This window comes from Azohydromonas australica DSM 1124, assembly GCF_000430725.1.
GTDB classification, from domain to species: Bacteria; Pseudomonadota; Gammaproteobacteria; order Burkholderiales; family Burkholderiaceae_C; genus Azohydromonas; species Azohydromonas australica.
In genome coordinates, this window is sequence record NZ_KE387204.1 from 400,198 (window position 1) to 416,597 (window position 16,400).

The window sequence follows — 16,400 nt, forward strand, 5'->3', positions numbered from 1 at the left end:
AAGCGCTGGATGGACCGGCCGGCGTGGCGAAGGCGGGAGTGAAGGCATGAACGAGGCGGCCTGGAGACGTTTGTTGAGCCAGATCCGCGACGGCATGGTGGTGCCGGTGGTGGGCCCGCAGCTGCTGGTGGGTGCCGACGGCCAGCTGCCGCTGCAGGCGCGGCTGGCCAGGCTGCCGCTGGAGTGGCACGAGGGCACGGAGGGGTTGGACACCGAGACGCCGCTGCCGCCTTTTGGCGAGCTCAACGAAGCCGTGGCGCGGCTCAAGCCGCGCGCGAACCTGCAGGACCTCTACGGCGACGTGCACGCCGCGCTGCAGGAGCTCACGCGCGGCGACGACGACGTGCTGGTGCCGCTGCCGCTGCGGCAGCTGGCGCAGATCACGGATTTCAAGCTGCTGGTCACGCTCACGCCCGACGACCTGCTGGCGCGCTGCCTGCGCCGGCGCTGTGCGCTCAACGAGATCGTGCACTCGCCGCGGCTGCCCACCAGCGAGGGCAGGACGCGGCCAGCGGCACGTCGATGGGCGCGCCGCACCAGGGCCACAAGGACCGCGTGATAAGCTTGGCCTTCAGCCCGGACGGCCGCATGCTGGCCTCGGGCGGCTGGGACCAGATGGTGCGGCCGTGGGACGCCGCCACCGGCAAGCCCCGGGGCGAGGCGCTGCCGGGCCACCGTGGTCCGGTGCTGCGGGTGGTGTTCCGCCCCGACGGCCAGCGCATGGTGTCCAGCAGCTGGGACCGCTCGCTGCGCGTGTGGGAAACCGACACCGGCCGGCCCGTGGGCGTGCCGTTGCTGGGGCAGCAGGGCCCGGTGGCGGCGCTGGCCTACAGCCCGGACGCGCGGCGCATCGCCGCCGCCGGCAGCCAGGACAGCGCGCTGCACCTGTGGCCCTCGCCCTCGGTGTGGGGCGAGACGGTGTGCACCAAGCTCACCCGCAACATGAGCCTGCGCGAGTGGCGCGAGTGGGTGGCGCCGGAGCAGCCCTATGCCTGCCAGTGCCCGGGGCTGCCGGTGACGCCGTCGACGCTGGAAGAGCGCAGCGGCGGGACGCCGGCCTGCCCGGCGTCCAAGGGGCCCGCGCTCTGAGAAGGCGGCGCTCGTGCCGCCCACGGCACGCCTGTTGCCGCGACCGCAACGGGCGGCGCCGCGCCGGTGGCACCTGCCCGCCGCGCGCCATGCACATCGAATTCCGCTTCTACGCCGAGCTGGGCGACCTGCTGCCGCCGTGGCGGCGCGGGTGCGCGTTCCAGGCCGAGGTGGCGCCGCACGAGAGCGCCAAGCACGCCATCGAGGCGCTGGGCGTGCCGCACACCGAGGTGGCGCTGCTGCTGGTCAACGGCCAGCCCGCGGCGCTGGAGCAGCGGCTGTTGCCGGGCGACCGCGTGGCGGTGCTGCCGGCGCTGCGGCGGCTCGCGCCGGAATCGCCCTCGACGGACAGGCGCTTCATCGCCGATGCGCACCTGGGGCGGCTGGCGCGCTACCTGCGCTTCGCCGGGCTGGACACGCTCTGGCACAACGCCTGGGACGATGCCGAGCTGGTGGCGCTGGCCGCGGCGCAGGGGCGCATCGTGCTCACGCGCGATCGGGCGCTGCTGATGCACCGCGCGGTGCGCGCGGGCTGCTGGCTGCGCGACGACGACCCGCTGGCGCAGCTGGCCGACGTGGCGCGGCGCTGGTCGCTGCCACTGCGCGAGGGCGGTCCGAGCCGCTGCCTGGAATGCAACGCCGTGCCCGTGCCGGTGCCCAAGGCCGAGGTGCAGGCGCAACTGCTGCCCCGCACGCGCGCGTGCTTCGACGCGTTCTGGCGCTGCCCGGGGTGCGCGCGGGTGTTCTGGCGCGGGTCGCACTGGAGGCGGATGCGGGAAGCGGTGCACGGGGTGGCGGCCGGGTAGGGCCGGCCGGGCTTCAGTGCGGCGTGCCAGCCAGGATGGGGCGCGCCGGGCGGCGCGCGCTGCTGCCACACTGGGGCGCAAAGCCACTGCCCGCGCTTCGTTCCATGCTCGACGATCTCGACCACCGCCTCATCGCCCTGCTGCGTGCCGATGCCCGCATGAGCGTCGCCACGCTCGCGCACCGGCTGGACGTGTCGCGCGGCACCGTGGCCAACCGGCTGCGCAAGCTGGAGCAGGAGCAGGTGATCGTGGGCTACACGGTGGTGCTGCGCCCGGACGCTCAGCCGCCGGGCATCACGGCGTGGATGGGCATCCTGGTGGAGGGCAACCGCACGCGCGACGTCGTGGCCCACCTGCTGGGTGAGCCCGGCGTTACCGCGCTGCACGACACCAACGGCCGCTGGGACCTGCTGGCCGAGCTGCGCGCGGCCAGCGTGCAGGAGCTGTCGCAGGTGCTGGAGCGCATCCGGCTGCTGCAGGGCATCCGCGGCACCGAGACCAGCATCCACCTCGCTAGCTACCGCCAAGGCACGCCGCCGACGGCCTGAGCCTCGTGCCGCAAACCACGTTTGCGGCCCAACCCGACAGGAGCGTTCCATGACCCCATCCCTCGCCGCCGGCCCTTCGGACACCCGGCCGCACCGGCCCCAGGCGCCGCGCCAGGTGATGCTCTTCAGCGGCCACATGGTGGACGCGCCGGGCCGCAAGGAGCCGCGCTTCCCGGCCGGCAAGGTGCCGGCGGCGGCGCAGCGCATCGCCGAGGTGCTGGACGGCTTGCGGGCCGGCCCTGATGACTTGGCGCTGTGCCAGGCCGCGGCCGGCGGCGACCTGCTGTTCCTGGAAGCCTGCGAGCCGCGGAGCGTGCGTTGCGAGGTCCTGCTGCCGTTCGGGGAGCCGGAATTCATCCGGCGCTCGATCGAGCCCGTGACCGGCGGCGCGCAGTGGGTCGCGCGCTACCACGCGCTGCGCGCGCGGCTGCCGCAGCCGCCGCGGTTCATGACGCGCGAGCTGGGGCCGCTGGCCGAGGGCGAAGATCCCTTCGAGCGCTGCAACCGGTGGCTGCTGGATACCGCGCTGGCGCACGGAGCGGACAAGGTGCACTTCGTCTGCCTGTGGAACGGCGGCGGCGGCGACGGGCGGGGCGGCACGGCCCATATGGTCGAGCAGGTACGCGCGCAAGGCGGGCAGGTGCACTGGATCGACACGCGCACGCTGTAGCCCGCCCGAGGCACCGCGCAGGGCACGGCGCCTGCTGCGGCACGCGGTCATGGAAGACCTCGCTACCGCCGCCGCCGCGGCCGCCGAATCCGAGGCGGCCAACGCCCGCCGCACTGTCCACCTCTACGTCTTCGACGGCTTCGCCGACTGGGAAGCCGCCTTCGCGGTGGCCGGCATCCACAACCCGCAGTTCCAGCGCGAGCCCGGGCGCTGGCAGGTGAAGACGGTGGGGCCGGGCCGGCACGCGGTGCCGCGCTCCATGGGCGGCGTGTCGGTGCTGCCCGACATGGCAGTGGACGACCTGCTGCCCGACGCCAGCGCGCTGCTGATCCTGCCCGGCGGCGTGGGCTGGGCCGACGACGCCTCGCACCACGCCGTCATCGGCAAGGCCGGCGAGTTCCTGCGCCGCGGCGTGCCGGTGGCGGCCATCTGCGGCGCCACCGCCGCGCTGGCGCGCGCGGGCTGGCTGGAGAACCGGCCGCACACCAGCAACGCGCTGGGCTACCTCAAGGGCACCGGCTACGGCGGCGCCGAGCACTACCAGGACGTGCCGGTGGTGCGCGACGGCACGCTCATCACGGCCGGCGGCATGGCGCCCATCGAGTTCGCGGCCGAGATCTTCGCGCTGCTGGGCATCTACGAGGACGAGGCCCGGCAAGCCTGGGTGCAGCTCTACAAGACGGGCAAGTCGGCCTACTTCGCGCGGCTGGCGCGCGCGGCCGAGGGCGATGCGCCCCAGGACAATCCGGGCACCGGCACGGCGGGCTGAGCCGCCGCGCTCCAGGGCTCACTGGATGTATTTCTCCACCGTGTCCTTGTCGCGCACCTGGGCGTCGTCGGGGTTCTGGCCGAACTCGCGCCGGGCGCGGCGCTGGCGCAGCAGGTCCCAGCACTGGTCGAGCTGCACCTCCAGTTCCTCGATGCGCGTGCGGTTCTGGTCCGGCGCCTGCGTGTCGGCGCGCAGGCGGTTCTCTTCTTCGACCAGGTCGGTGATGTGCTGCAGGATGCTCTTGTCGTCCACGGCGGGGCTCCTCAAGGGGTTTGCACCGAGGCGGCAACCCCTGTGCCCGTCGCGGCGGCGGCCTGGCCCTTGCCCAACGGCGTCATGAGCGCTCCCTCCCTTTCCACGCCGTCCCGCGTCGGGCCCGCCGCGCCGGACCTGCGCGGCTACCGTCCCGGCCAGAGTCTGATGGCCCAGGCGCGTGTGCTGGCGGACGCGGACGACGCGACGCTGGCCGCCCTGGCCGAGGCCGGCGTGCCGGCCGTGCTGGCGCGCGATCTGGGCCGCGCGCTGGACATCGCGCCGCGCCACTTCTTCCGCGAGATCCTGGGCACGAACCGCTCGGCGGCCGAGAAGAAATCCTTCACGGACGCGCCGCTGCCCGCCGCGGCGGGGCGCGTCGCGCTGGCGCTGCTGCGGCTGCTGGCCCAGGCCGAGGCGCTGCACGGCGGCGGGCCGGGGTTCGACGTGGCGCGCTGGCTGGGGCGCTGGATCGGGCAGCCGCAGGACGGGCTGCAGGGAAGGTGTCCGGCGGCGCTGCTGGGCTCGGACGAGGGGGCGGCGGCTGTGCGGGCGATGATGGAGGGGCAGGCGGGTCGTCCGGGTTGAGTCAAAGGGCTGGCGGCCCTCACTCCACCATCCGCCCCGCGACCTCCGGCATCCGACGCCCCGACCAGTAGGTGCCCGCGTAACCCCGGTACGGGTTGCCGTACACCTGCCGCCCGGCCGCCTCGTGCTCGGCCATGAACTGCTCCACCGCGGCCGGCGTGCCGCCCTTGAACATCTCCTTGAGCACGCCTTCGGGCAGCAGCTCGCGGTAGCGCACGGGGATGCCGGCATAGGCCGCGCCCTCGGCCAGGTCCGGCGGGATCTCGGTCGGGTCCAGGAAGCGGCTTTCTCCCAGCTCGCTGTCGTGGTGCGCCCGGACCCGCTTGGCCGCGTCCAGGATGCCCTCCACCACGTCCGACAGGGTGCGCCCCATCACCTTGGCTTTCCAGGAGGCGCGCAGGAACAGCAGCTCGTGCGGGTCTACGCCCGGGCAGCGGCCCTGGTAGGCGGCGGTGAGGCAGTGGTCGCTGGCCGCGAGCAGGCGCTGCGTCTCGGTGGGCTCGCGCTCCAGCAGCCGCAGCACCTGGCCCAGCGAGGAGCCGTCCATGAACTTCTCGGGCTCGACCTCGTAGCCCGGGTCGCCGGGGTGGTGGTGGTCCACCCGCACCACCGGCTCCAGGCCCAGCACGGTGCACTCCACGAACACCGCCGGCGCCTTGGGCGGCAGCACCGCCGCGCGCGGGATCTGGTCCGGCCCCACGCGCACCACGCCGTCGGCGGCGTAGGCGGTGCGCGGGTTGCAGCGGCGCTTGTGGCGCGCGGCATGGGCCCAGGCCAGCTGCTCGTCCTCGACCACGCGCTGGATCTCGCGCATCTCAGGGTCCTGGGCGCCCAGGACGAAATGCCAGTCGCGGTCGATCACGGGCGGTCGCTGCGCCGGTCGGCGCCGCTGCCAGTGCCCGCGCCCGGGTCCTGCTGCATGCCGCGGTCTGCACCGCCGCCGCTGCCTTGCGCGCCCGCCAGGCCTTGCGAAGTCGGCCCGTCCGTGCCGGGTCGCGCCTCGCGCCCGGTGGGCGTGTCGCCCGGCTGGCCGTCGGCCAGGCCGGTGTGCTCCGCCTGGCTGGAGCTGATGCTGCCACCGCGCGAGCCGGCGCTGCCGGCGGGCGGGGTGGAGGAGGGGGTGTTGCGGATTTGGGTCATGGTGTTCTCCGGTTGATTGTGGATCGGGCGGCAAGACCGGTGCCCGGACTGCCGGAGCGTGTACCTTCCGCGCTCCCTCGCGAGTGCTTCCATGACCGACTTCGTTCTCCTCGTCTTCACCCTCGTCTACATCGGCATGGTCCTGGGCGGCCTGCCCTTCCTGCAGCTCGACCGCAGCGGCGTGGCGCTGCTGGGCGCGATCGTGCTCATCGGCGCGGAGGCGGTGAGCGTGGACGCGGCGGCGCAGTCCATCGACCTGCCGACCATCCTGCTGCTCTTCGCCTTCATGGTGATCTCGGCGCAGATGCGCCTGGGCGGCTTCTACGACGCCGTGGCGCGGCAGCTCGCCGCGCTGCGCATGGCGCCGGCGGCGCTGCTGGGGGCGCTGATCGCGGTGTCGGCCGTGCTCTCGGCCGTGTTCAGCAACGACGTGGTGTGCCTGGCCATGGCGCCGGTGCTGGTGGACGCCTGCCGCCGCCGCGGGCGGGACGCGCTGCCCTACCTGCTGGCGCTGGCCTGCAGCGCCAACATCGGCTCCGCCGCCACGCTGATCGGCAACCCGCAGAACATGCTTATCGGCGCGCAATTGAAACTGCCCTTCGGCGGCTATGTGCTGCAGGTGCTGCCGCCGGTGCTGCTGTCGCTGGCCGCGACCTGGGGGCTGATTGCGCTGCTGCTGCGCGGGCGGCTGCGCCAGGGCCCGGCCGAAGTGGCCGCCGCCGTGGCCGCCCCGACGCCGGGCGAGGATCTGCCCTTCTCGCGCTGGCAGGCCGCCAAGGGCCTGACGGTGTCGCTGGGTGTGCTGCTGTGCTTCCTGTTCACGCCCTGGCCGCGCGAGGTGGTGGCGCTGGCCGGTGCGGGGCTGCTGCTGCTGAGCCGCCGGCTGCACTCGCGCGACATGCTGGGCCTGGTGGACTGGCAGCTGCTGGTGCTGTTCATGGGCCTGTTCGTGGTCAACCACGCGCTGCAGGCCACGGGGCTGCCGGAGGCGCTGGTGCAGCACCTGGCCGCCGCGGGCTGGCGGCTGGACCATCCGGCCTCGCTCTTCGGCGCCACCTTCGTGCTGAGCAACCTGGTGTCCAACGTGCCGGCGGTGATGCTGCTGCTGCCGCTGTCGGGCCCGGACGCCGGCCCGCTGCTGGCGCTGGTGAGCACGCTCGCGGGCAACCTGTTCATCGTCGGCAGCATCGCGAACATCATCGTGGTGGACGCCGCGGCGCGGCACGGCGTGGCCATCGACTGGCGCACGCACGCGCGCATCGGCGTGCCGGTGACCATCGCCTCGCTGGCGATCAGCGCGGCGTGGCTGGCGCTGAAGGCCTGATGGCGACGGTGTTCTACGAAGCCTTCGCCGGCAGCCACCGCAGCAGCGCCGCGTACAGCCGCGCCGGCTCCACGGGCTTGGCGAGGTGGTCGTTCATGCCGGCGTCCAGGCAGGCCTGCCGGTCCTCGCCGAAGGCATTGGCGGTCATGGCGATGATCGGCAGCCCCGCGCCGATGCGCCGGCGGATCTGCCGCGTCGCCTCCAGGCCGTCCATCTCGGGCATCTGCATGTCCATCAGCACGAGGTCGTAGGGCCGGCTGCCCACCAGCTCCACCGCCGCGCGGCCGTTGTCTGCCGTCTCGACCACCAGCGCCGTGGCGCGCAGCACCGCGAGCGCGACCTCCTGGTTGACGAAGTTGTCCTCGACCAGCAGCACGCGCTGGCCGCCGTGGCGCGCGCGCAGCAGTGCTTCGGACTCCTCCGCGGAAAGCCGTGCGCTCGGAGCCTCGGCCGCCTCGCCGGCGGGCAGCGCGGGCCAGGCGGCCTTCGCCGCCCCCGGTTCCCCTGGCGGCTGCGCCCGGCCCAGCCAGGCGGTGAACCAGAAGGTGCTGCCTTCGCCCGGCGCGCTGTGCAGTCCGACTTCACCACCCATCAGGGCGGCGAGGTGGCGCACCAGCGCCAGGCCCAGTCCGGTGCCGCCATGGTGGCGAGTGATCGAGCCGTCGGCCTGCTCGAAGGCCTCGAACACCGCCTGCTGGCGCTCCGGCGGGATGCCCGGCCCGGTATCCCGCACCTCGAAGCGCAGCAGCAGCCGCTGACCTTCCTCGCGCAGCAGCTCGCCGCGCAGCCGCACCGAGCCCGTGGCCGTGAACTTCACGGCGTTGGAGAGCAGGTTGAGCAGCACCTGCGACAGCCGCGTCGGGTCGCCGCGCAGCCGCTCGGGCAGGTGGTCGGTGTCCAGCGCCAGCTCCAGCGGCTTGCCGGCCGCCAGGCTGCGCGCCATCTCCAGGGAGCGGGCCAGCAGCTCGCCGATGGCCAGCTCGCGGTCCTCCAGCACCATCTTGCCGGCCTCGATCTTGGAGAGGTCCAGGATGTCGTTGATGAGCTGCAGCAGATGCCGGGCCGCTTGCTCTACCTGTCCCAGGCGCTGCTGCTGCAATGGGTCGCCGGCCTCGCGCAGCATCAGGTGGGTGAGACCGACGATAGCGTTCATGGGCGTGCGGATCTCGTGGCTCATGTTGGCCAGGAACGCGCTCTTGGCCCGGTTGGCGGCTTCCGCGTCCGCGCGGGCGCGGCGCTCGGCTTCGGCCACCTCGCGCGCGCTCAGGTCCACGACGAAGCTCAGCACCTGCAGCGGCTCAGGGCCGTCGAGCAGCACACTGCCGATGAGCACCGGCACCTGGCGGCCACTGCGGTGCAGGCAGTGGCGTTCGTAGGGTCCCACGCGGCCGGAGCGCCGGATCTCCTCGCCCGCGGCTTGCACCAGCGCCGCATCGTCGGGCGGCACCATCGCGCGCCAGTTCAGCGCACCCGCCTGCAGCTCGGCCTGGCTGCGGCCGACGAGGGACAGGAAGGCGTCGTTGCCGTCCAGGATGCGGCCCGAGGCCTCCCAGCGGAAGACGCCGATCAGGTTGGACTCGACGAGCTGCCGCAGCCGCGACTCGCTGGCCACCAGGGCCGCCTGGCTGGCCTCGTGCGCGTCGGTGCGTTCCTGCAGCCGCCGCGCCATGCCGTTGATGCCGCGCTCCAGCGCGCGCACCTCGTCGTCGGCGCCCTGTTCCGGCAGGCGCACGCCGAGGTCGCCGGCCTCGATGCGGCGCACCTCGCGCAGCACATGCGCCAGCCGCTTCGACAGGCGCCGGCTGAACAGGCTGGCCAGGACGGCGCCCACCAGCAGCGCCGTGGCGCCGATGCCGGCAATGGCAGCGAGCAGGCGGCGCAGCGCGGCATCGATCTCGCGCTGCTCCACCTCCAGCGCCACCAGCCAGCCGATGGGCTCCAGCGTCTCGAACACCGCCAGCCGCTGCTGGCCGCCGTCCTCATAGGCCAGCGTGCCCTGCCGCAGCCGCTCCATCTCCTGCACGAAAGCCCGCTGTTGCCGTTCGCCCGGACGGGCATCGGGCCCGTACACGAGGCGGCTGTCGGGCTGCTCGACTACGAACAGCCTGGCGGTGGTGAAACCTTCCTGGTCACGCAGGCGCTGCAGCTGCGCGGCGGCCTCCTGGCCGGCGGCCCGCACGCCCAGCCGCTGCAGGCGCAGCACGATCGTCTGGACGGCCGCGTGCAGCTCCAGCCGCATCAGCCGCTCGTGCGTGCGCCGGTGCGTGCCGGACAGCAGGCCCACCGTGGCGGCGAGCACCGCCGCGCTGACCAGCAGCAGCGTCGCCAGCGTCAGCAGGTTGAGCCGTGTGGCGAGCTTCATGGTCAGAAGCGGTAGCGGTCGACGTTGTCGCGGGTGAGTTCCAGCGCCGGCAGCGACACCTGCGCGTTCACCGCGTCCGCCTGTGGTACCAGCGTGCCCAGCCTGCCGGCCTGGAAGGGCCGGCCCGCGGCCAGGCCGCCTTGCAGCAGCTGCCAGGCGCAGTACACCGTGAGGTAGCCATGGTCTTGCGCGTTCCACAGCAGGACCGTGCGCACTGCGCCGTCCTTGAGGAAGCTGCGCATGCGGGACGGTGTGGAGTTGCCCGTCACGGCCACGTGCCCGGCCTGGCCGGCTGCCTGCACCGCGCGCACTACCCCGGGCATGTTGGGCACGCCCAGCGAGATCAGGCCGACCAGCTTGGGGTGGGCCGCGAGCAGGACCTGGGTCACGCGGAAGGCCTCTTCCGTGTTCTCCCCGGCGGGGCGGATGTCGACGATGCGCAGCTCGGGATAGCGCGCGTACAGCGTGCGCTTGACGGCCTGGATCCAGCGCACTTGATTGACCGCAGTGAAGCTGGTGGTCACCACGGCGATCTCGCCCTGGGGCCCCGTCTGTGCCACCAGCGCTTCGACCAGGCGGCGGCCGAACTCGGCGTAGTCGACCAGGTTGACGAAGAACTCGCGCGGCGTGACGTCGGCATCCCAGGCCATCACCCGCACGCCGGTCCGCTGCGCACGCTGCAGCAGCGGCGACAGGGCCATCGGGTCGTTGGCAGCGATCGCGATCACGTCGGGGCGGGTCGGCAGGATGCGCTCCAGCAGCTCGATCTGCTGCTCCGCGCTGTCCTGGCGCGGCCCCAGCCATTGCACGGCGAGCCCGGGCAGTTCCGCCGCCGCGGCCTGTACGCCCTGGTGGACCGCTTCGTAGTAGGGAATGCTGACGAGCTTGGGCATCACGACCACGCGGCGCCTGGCCTTGCCGGCAGCCGCGCCAGCAGCCGCGCCGGCCGGTTGCGCCGCCGCGTCGCGCAGCAGCGTCCCGGCCACCAGCAGTGGTGCCAAGCCTGCCGGCAGCCGCCTCAGAAACCGGCGGCGATCGTTCGCGTCCATGCCCAGGTCCACCGTCCTCGACTCAATGGGCGGGATTGTGCGGGACCGGATCAACGCGCCATGGGTGGCGGGCGCAACCATGCCCGATCCACGGCGTGAGCTTGCGCTCACGGTGCGGTGCGGCATGGCGCGATCAAGGCCTGGCCGGACGCCGGCATGACGACCCGGCCAGGCGCCTGTACGTCAGGATTTCAAGATGCCCGTGCAGGACCTTGCCGGGCTCCTGTCAGCCCACCGTGTAGTCCACCGCGGCCCACTCGAAGTAGGGCTTGAGGTCCGCGATCAGCGCCTGGTGCGCCGGGTGGAACAGGTAGTCGTTGAGCGACTGGGCGTCGTCGAAGGCCGATTCCAGCGCGTAGCCCCAGCAGATGGGCCGGTCCAGCTCGTTGGCCGAGAGCTTCCACTCGCGGATGAAGCCGATCTGCCGCACCAGCGCGTCCATCTGCGCCACCAGGCGCTGCTCCAGCGCGGGCTGAGGCTGCACGTCCGCCTTGCGGCGGAACAGCACGATGTGCTTCAGCATGGGTGCCCCTTTCGCGCCAGCAGCCAGGCCGGGTCGTCCTGCAGCGCGACCGGGCGCAGGAAGAGGTGGGATTCCCTGCACGTACTCATCCCGGTTCACTTCCAGCGCAGGTGATAGCCGCGGCCGGCATAGTCGAAGTCCACCAGCTCGCCCATGCGCGTGCCGTTGACCTCCGGCAGCGACTGCGCGTTGGTGACGGTGGGCGCGGCGTAGTAGGCGCGGATCTCCTTGATCAGCCCCGTGGCGTCGTCGAACACGTACCACTCGTCGCCGCGCTGGGCCACGCCCTGGTCGCGCTTCCAGTGCGTCCACTCGATGACGGCCTCGTTGGAGTCGTGGCCGCACAGGATCTTCTCGATGGTCCACTGCGAGCCCAGGTTCTCCACGCACCAGACCCACTTGCGGCTGATGGTGTCGGCGCTGCGCCAGGGGATCTCGGGCAGCCCGGGCGGGAAGTAGTGCACCGCGTCGGGCGTGAAGCACGCCATCAGCGCGTCGTAGTCGCCGGCGTTGCAGGCGTCGAAGTAGCGCCGGATCAGCGCGGCGCGGGCCTCGGGGGAAGCGATTGCCATGATGGATGTGTCCTCAACGGGCCTTCAGGCGGCCTTGATGGGCGGGCGGCCGGCGGCCACCCAGGCCTTGTGCTGCTCGCGCGTGGCGGGGCTGGGCGGGTACAGGCCCCACAGCGCCTCGCCGCCCTGCACGCGCATGGCCAGGTAGCCTTCCAGGTCGTCCTGCGCCTCGCACAGGTCGGCCATCTCGGCGGCCAGGTGCGCCGGCACCACCGTGATGTTGTCGCCGTCGCCGTGGATCACGTCGCCCGGGTACACCGCCACGCCGGCGCAGCCGATGGGCACCTGCAGGTCCGCGACGTGGTGGAAGGACAGCCGCGTGGTGGCGGTCACGCCGGCGCTCCAGATGGGGAAGTCCATCTGCGACAGCTCGGTGCCGTCGCGGAAGGCGCCGTCGGTGACCACGCCGCGCGCGCCGCGCATCTTCATGCGCGTGATGAGCATGTTGCCCATCGAGGCGGCGCTCGCGTCGCGGTAGCTGTCGATGACGACCACCTCGCCGGGCTTGACCTCCTCCACGCCTACCCACTGCAGGTTGTTGACGTGCGGCTCGGTGGTGAGCGTGGCGTAGGTGTCCACGTCCTCGCGCGCCGGGATGAAGCGCATCGTGAACGCGCGGCCGGCAAAGGGCTTGAACGGCGTGTTCAGCGGCTTGAGGCCCACCATCACCGGCTGGCGGTAGCCCTTCTTGTACAGCTGCGTGGTCAGCGAGCCGCTCGTGACCTTGGCCAGGCGGTCAAGCACCTCGTCGGGCACGAAGAGAGGGGCAGGACGGGTCGGGATGCTCATCGGATGTCTCCTGCGCTCAAGGCGCGTTGCATGAAGGGGCTCACCGCCGGCAGCGGTGGCCGGTACGTGGTTGGGGTCAGGCGCCCTTGCCGAAGGTCTTGGTGTCCGCGGTCCAGGCCAGGGCCTGCTCGCTCAAGGAGAAGCCCAGGCCGGGGCGGTCGGGGACCCACATGCGGCCTTCCTTGAGCTGCAACTGCTCGTTGAACAGGGGGCCCAGCCACTCGAAGTGCTCCAGCCAGGGCTCATGCGAGTAGGCCGCGGCCAGGTGCAGGTGGATCTCCATCGCGAAGTGCGGCGCGAGCTTGCGGCCCTTGAACTCGCCCAGCGCCATGATCTGCAGGAAGGGCGTGATGCCGCCCACGCGCGGCGCGTCGGGCTGGATGAAGTCGCTGCCCTCGGCCATGATCAGCTGAGCGTGCTCGCCGAAGCTGGTGAGCATCTCGCCCGTGGCGATGGCCGTGTCGAAGCGGCTGGCCAGCTGGGCATGGCCTTCGAAGTCGTAGGCGTCCAGCGGCTCCTCGATCCAGGTCAGGTCGAATCCTTCGAAGGCGCGGCAGGCGCGCGTGGCCTTCTGGCGGTCCCACTGCTGGTTGGCGTCCACCATCAGCGGGAAGTCGTTGCCCAGGAGCTTGCGCACCTCGCCCACGCGCTGGATGTCGATGGACAAGTCGGGCTGGCCGACCTTGAGCTTGATGCCGCCGATGCCGCTGTTGCGCGAGATCTCGACGTTCTTGAGCACCTGGTCCAGCGGCGTGTGCAGGTAGCCGCCCGAGGTGTTGTAGCACTGCACCGAGTCGCGCTGCGCGCCCAGGAGCTTTGCCAGCGGCAGCCCGGCGCGCTTGGCCTTCAGGTCCCACAGCGCGATGTCGAAGGGCGCGATGGCCTGCGTGGTCAACCCGCTGCGGCCCATGCTGGCGCCAGCCCACAGCAGCTTGGTGAACAGCCGCGAGGTGTCGTTGGGGTCTTCGCCCAGCAGGTGCGGCGCGAGCTCCTGCGCGTGTGCGTACATGCCCGGGCCGCCGGCGCGCTTGGAGTAGCCGAAGCCGATGCCTTCATGGCCGTCACGGCTGCGGACCTGCGCAAAGATGAAGGCGATCTCGGTGAGCGGCTTCTGCCGCCCGGTGAGCACCTTGGCGTCGCTCACCGGCGTGGCCAGCGGCAGGAACACCAGCGACAGCCTGATGGACTCGATGCGGTCGCCGCTCTCGGCCGCGGTGCGGGCGTCGCCGGCGACCTGGGCGTAGGAAACGATGTTGGATTCAACGGCCATGGTTGTTTCTCCTGGATTCATTCGACCTTCAGGCCACCGGTCTGGATGACCTTGGTCCAGCGCACGATCTCGTCGTGCAGGAACTTGCTGTAGTCGGCGGACCGGGAGGCCACGACGACGAAGCCGGTGGATTCGAGCTTGGCGCGGTTGGCCGGCTCGCTGAAGCCCTTGACCATCGCAGCTTCGAGCTTGTCCACGATCGGCTTGGGCGTGCCCTTGGGTACCGACAGGCCCGTCCACGACACGGCGCTGAAGCCGGGGTAGCCCGACTCGGCCACGGTGGGCACGTCCGGGAACAGCGGGTTGCGCTGCGGGCTCGTGACGGCCAGTGCGCGCAGCTTGCCGGCCTTGACGTGCGGCAGCACGGCGTCCTGGTTGACGATCATCATCGGGATCTGGTTGCCGAGCACGTCGGACAGCGCCGGCGCGCCGCCCTTGTAGGGAATGCCGATCATGTCCAGCCCCGCCGCCTGCTTCAGGTACTCGGTGGCCAGGTGCCCCGACGACGCATTGACCTGGCCGTAGCTGACCTTGCCCGGATGCGCCTTCACGTAGGCCACGAACTCCTTGAAGTCCTTGGCCGGGAAGCTGGGGTGCACGACCAGGACGTTGGGGCCGGCCGCGAGCTGGGAGACGTGGATGAAATCGCGCTCCGAGTCGTAGCTCGGCTTGGGCGAGTTGAAGCCGTGGATGATGGCGTTGGAGCCGATGCCCGAGAGCAGCAGCGTGTAGCCGTCGGCCGGGGAGCGCAGCGCCTCGGCCACGCCGATGGCACCGCCCGCGCCGCCCTTGTTGTCCACGATGAAGGTCTGCTTGAGCTGGGCCGCCAGCACGTCGGCGATGAGCCGGCCCATCATGTCGCTGGTGCCGCCGGCAGGGAAGGGCACGATGATCTTCACCGGCTTGGCCGGCCAGGCCGGCGCGTCGGCCTGGGCCTGGGCCGCAAGGGGCAGCGCCGCCAGCGCGGCGAGGGCGGCTATGAATAGTGAACGCTTCATCATGCTTGTCTCCTTGTGGGCGCGGCCCCGGGCCGCGATGTCGTTGCGCGCGCTGCCGTCTTCCGGGAGAGCGGCGGCTGCGTGATTGCTCGGTCCGTGGAGTGGGCGGCGCTCAGTCCGTCACGCCGATGGGCCAGGGTACGAACTCGTTGCGCCCCACGCCCAGCGTCTCGCTGCGCGTGGGTTCGCCCGAGGCGTGGCGCAGGATCTGTTCGAAGATGCGCTGCCCCATCTCGGCGATGGTGGCCTCGCCGTCGATGACCACGCCGCAGTTGACGTCCATGTCGGCGGCCATGCGCTGGTACATGGGCGTGTTGCTGGCGAGCTTGATGGTGGGCGCGGGCACCGACCCGAAGCACGAGCCGCGGCCGGTGGTGAAGCAGATCAGGTTGGCGCCGCCGGCGATCTGCCCGGTGGCCGAAACCGGGTCGTAGCCCGGCGTGTCCATGAACACCAGGCCGTGCTGCGTCACGGGTTCCGCGTAGCGGTACACCTCCATCAGCGGCGCGTTGCCACCCTTCTTGGCGCCGCCCAGCGACTTCTCCAGCACGTTGGCCAGGCCGCCGGCGTTGTTGCCGGGGCTGACGCGGCCGTTGATCTGCGTGTCCCGGCCTGCGTTGTACTGCAGCCACCACTCGATGCGCTCGACCAGCTTCTTGCCGACTTCGGGTGTGACGGCGCGTGCGGTGAGCGTGTGCTCGACGCCGAAGATCTCGCTGGTCTCGGAGAGGATGGCGGTGCCGCCGTGGCGGATCAGGATCTCCATCGCCGCGCCCAGCGCGGGGTTGGCCGACAAGCCCGAGAAGCCGTCGGAGCCGCCGCACTGCAGGCCGATCATCAGGTGCTCGGCCGACACCGGCTCGCGCTGCACGGCATTGGCCGCGGGCAGCATCCGCTCGACAAGATCGATGCCGGCCTCGATGGCCTTGCGCGTGCCGCCGGCCTCGCTGACCACCAGCGTGCGCAGCATGGGCCCCGGCTGCAGCCCGGTGGCGGCCAGGAAGTCGCCCAGCGCGTTGTGCTCGTGGCCTTGCGCGATCACCAGCGCGCCGGCGGTGTTGGGGTGGTGGATGTAGCCGGCGAGCGTGCGCCGCAGCAGCTCCATGGGCTCGCCGCTGAGCTCCATGCCGGCGCCCTGCTCGTGCACGAAGGGCACGACGCCGTCGACGTTCGCGAAGCCGGCCAGCTGCTCCTCGTCAAAGGCATTGGCGACCTTGCGTGCCACCGTGGCGCCACCATGGCCGACGATGAAGACGCCGATGTGGTTGCGCGTGGCCACGCGGCCGTCCTCGCGCACGATGCCCTGGAATGTCGCCCGCTGCGCGGCCGGCAGCAGCTCGGTGGGCCGGTAGTCCAGGCCGTGGCGGTAGTCCTTCCGCAGCTCGCCGAACTCGATGTTGTGGCTGTGCATCCACGTGCCGGGCTGCAGGTCCTCGGCGGCGAAGCCGATGATGGTGCTGTACTTGAGCACCGGCTCGCCTTGGGCGATGAAGCGCGCGGCGATCTTGTGGCCGGCCGGGACCGGGTGCAGCGTGACGAGGTGTTCGCCGGGCACCTCGGTGCCGGCGGGCACTTCCATGCGGGCAACGATCACGTTGTCCTTGGGGTCGAGGCGGATGAAGGGGTTGCGCGGGGCAATGCTCATGCTCGT

19 protein-coding genes are annotated in these 16,400 nt (G+C 72.0%); 8 read left to right on the plus strand and 11 right to left on the minus strand.

Annotation, left to right across the window (positions count from 1 at the left end):
• Positions 1-73 precede the first annotated feature (73 nt).
• The 6 genes from H537_RS0123700 to H537_RS45135 all read left to right on the plus strand — a co-directional run bounded on the left by H537_RS0123700 (position 74) and on the right by H537_RS45135 (position 3,882).
• Positions 74-559 carry a hypothetical protein gene (locus H537_RS0123700; RefSeq protein WP_028999830.1) on the plus strand — a complete coding sequence of 162 codons (486 nt, stop codon included), beginning with the start codon at positions 74-76 and terminating at the stop codon, positions 557-559.
• Positions 523-1,089 carry a WD40 repeat domain-containing protein gene (locus H537_RS45125; RefSeq protein ID WP_051243162.1) on the plus strand — a complete coding sequence of 189 codons (567 nt, stop codon included), beginning with the start codon at positions 523-525 and terminating at the stop codon, positions 1,087-1,089. Before H537_RS0123700 ends, H537_RS45125 begins: the two co-directional genes overlap by 37 nt.
• An 89-nt stretch (positions 1,090-1,178) precedes the next feature.
• Positions 1,179-1,895: a Mut7-C RNAse domain-containing protein gene (locus tag H537_RS0123710; protein WP_028999831.1), complete on the plus strand. Its 717-nt coding sequence runs from the start codon at positions 1,179-1,181 to the stop codon at positions 1,893-1,895.
• A 104-nt stretch (positions 1,896-1,999) separates the two neighbouring features.
• A complete protein-coding gene (locus H537_RS0123715) occupies positions 2,000-2,443 on the plus strand; it encodes an Lrp/AsnC family transcriptional regulator (RefSeq protein WP_043459894.1) in 444 nt (147 codons plus the stop codon).
• A gap of 49 nt (positions 2,444-2,492) precedes the next feature.
• Positions 2,493-3,113: a hypothetical protein gene (locus tag H537_RS45130; RefSeq protein WP_043459702.1), complete on the plus strand. Its 621-nt coding sequence runs from the start codon at positions 2,493-2,495 to the stop codon at positions 3,111-3,113.
• A 49-nt stretch (positions 3,114-3,162) separates the two neighbouring features.
• Complete coding sequence (locus H537_RS45135) at positions 3,163-3,882, plus strand: DJ-1/PfpI family protein (protein ID WP_051243163.1); 720 nt, start codon at positions 3,163-3,165, stop codon at positions 3,880-3,882.
• Between the two features lie 18 nt (positions 3,883-3,900).
• On the opposite strand, the gene H537_RS0123730 is transcribed toward H537_RS45135, so the two are convergent.
• Entirely contained in the window at positions 3,901-4,134 is a 234-nt protein-coding gene (locus tag H537_RS0123730) for a DUF2630 family protein (protein ID WP_028999833.1), read from the minus strand.
• An 84-nt stretch (positions 4,135-4,218) separates the two neighbouring features.
• Between H537_RS0123730 and H537_RS49645 the strand changes: the two genes are divergently transcribed.
• Complete coding sequence (locus H537_RS49645) at positions 4,219-4,722, plus strand: antitoxin Xre/MbcA/ParS toxin-binding domain-containing protein (RefSeq protein WP_156901901.1); 504 nt, start codon at positions 4,219-4,221, stop codon at positions 4,720-4,722.
• A 19-nt stretch (positions 4,723-4,741) separates the two neighbouring features.
• Here the strand turns inward: H537_RS49645 and H537_RS45145 are convergent, their stop codons facing one another.
• A complete protein-coding gene (locus H537_RS45145; RefSeq protein ID WP_051243165.1) occupies positions 4,742-5,584 on the minus strand; it encodes a hypothetical protein in 843 nt (280 codons plus the stop codon).
• Entirely contained in the window at positions 5,581-5,862 is a 282-nt protein-coding gene (locus tag H537_RS0123745) for a hypothetical protein (protein WP_028999834.1), read from the minus strand. The genes H537_RS45145 and H537_RS0123745 overlap by 4 nt, the downstream gene beginning before the upstream one ends.
• Before the next feature lie 91 nt (positions 5,863-5,953).
• Between H537_RS0123745 and H537_RS0123750 the strand changes: the two genes are divergently transcribed.
• Entirely contained in the window at positions 5,954-7,186 is a 1,233-nt protein-coding gene (locus H537_RS0123750; RefSeq protein ID WP_028999835.1) for an anion transporter, read from the plus strand.
• Between the two features lie 13 nt (positions 7,187-7,199).
• On the opposite strand, the gene H537_RS45150 is transcribed toward H537_RS0123750, so the two are convergent.
• The 8 genes from H537_RS45150 to H537_RS0123790 form a co-directional block, all read right to left on the minus strand.
• Positions 7,200-9,548 carry a hybrid sensor histidine kinase/response regulator gene (locus tag H537_RS45150; protein WP_051243166.1) on the minus strand — a complete coding sequence of 783 codons (2,349 nt, stop codon included), beginning with the start codon at positions 9,546-9,548 and terminating at the stop codon, positions 7,200-7,202.
• Positions 9,549-9,550: 2 nt separating this feature from the next.
• The gene (locus H537_RS45155; RefSeq protein WP_169517079.1) at positions 9,551-10,597 is read right to left on the minus strand and encodes a substrate-binding domain-containing protein; all 1,047 of its coding nucleotides are present in this window, start codon (positions 10,595-10,597) and stop codon (positions 9,551-9,553) included.
• Positions 10,598-10,823: 226 nt separating this feature from the next.
• Positions 10,824-11,120, minus strand: a complete 297-nt coding sequence (locus tag H537_RS0123765; protein WP_028999836.1) for a Dabb family protein — start codon at positions 11,118-11,120, stop codon at positions 10,824-10,826.
• A gap of 95 nt (positions 11,121-11,215) precedes the next feature.
• Positions 11,216-11,692 carry a nuclear transport factor 2 family protein gene (locus tag H537_RS0123770; protein WP_028999837.1) on the minus strand — a complete coding sequence of 159 codons (477 nt, stop codon included), beginning with the start codon at positions 11,690-11,692 and terminating at the stop codon, positions 11,216-11,218.
• Positions 11,693-11,716: 24 nt separating this feature from the next.
• Complete coding sequence (locus H537_RS0123775; RefSeq protein WP_028999838.1) at positions 11,717-12,481, minus strand: RraA family protein; 765 nt, start codon at positions 12,479-12,481, stop codon at positions 11,717-11,719.
• A 76-nt stretch (positions 12,482-12,557) separates the two neighbouring features.
• A complete protein-coding gene (locus H537_RS0123780) occupies positions 12,558-13,751 on the minus strand; it encodes an L-talarate/galactarate dehydratase (RefSeq protein WP_028999839.1) in 1,194 nt (397 codons plus the stop codon).
• A gap of 17 nt (positions 13,752-13,768) precedes the next feature.
• Positions 13,769-14,749, minus strand: a complete 981-nt coding sequence (locus H537_RS0123785; protein ID WP_238446773.1) for a Bug family tripartite tricarboxylate transporter substrate binding protein — start codon at positions 14,747-14,749, stop codon at positions 13,769-13,771.
• Between the two features lie 112 nt (positions 14,750-14,861).
• Positions 14,862-16,394, minus strand: coding sequence for a UxaA family hydrolase (locus tag H537_RS0123790; protein ID WP_028999841.1), 1,533 nt, complete (start codon positions 16,392-16,394; stop codon positions 14,862-14,864).
• Positions 16,395-16,400: the final 6 nt, after the last annotated feature.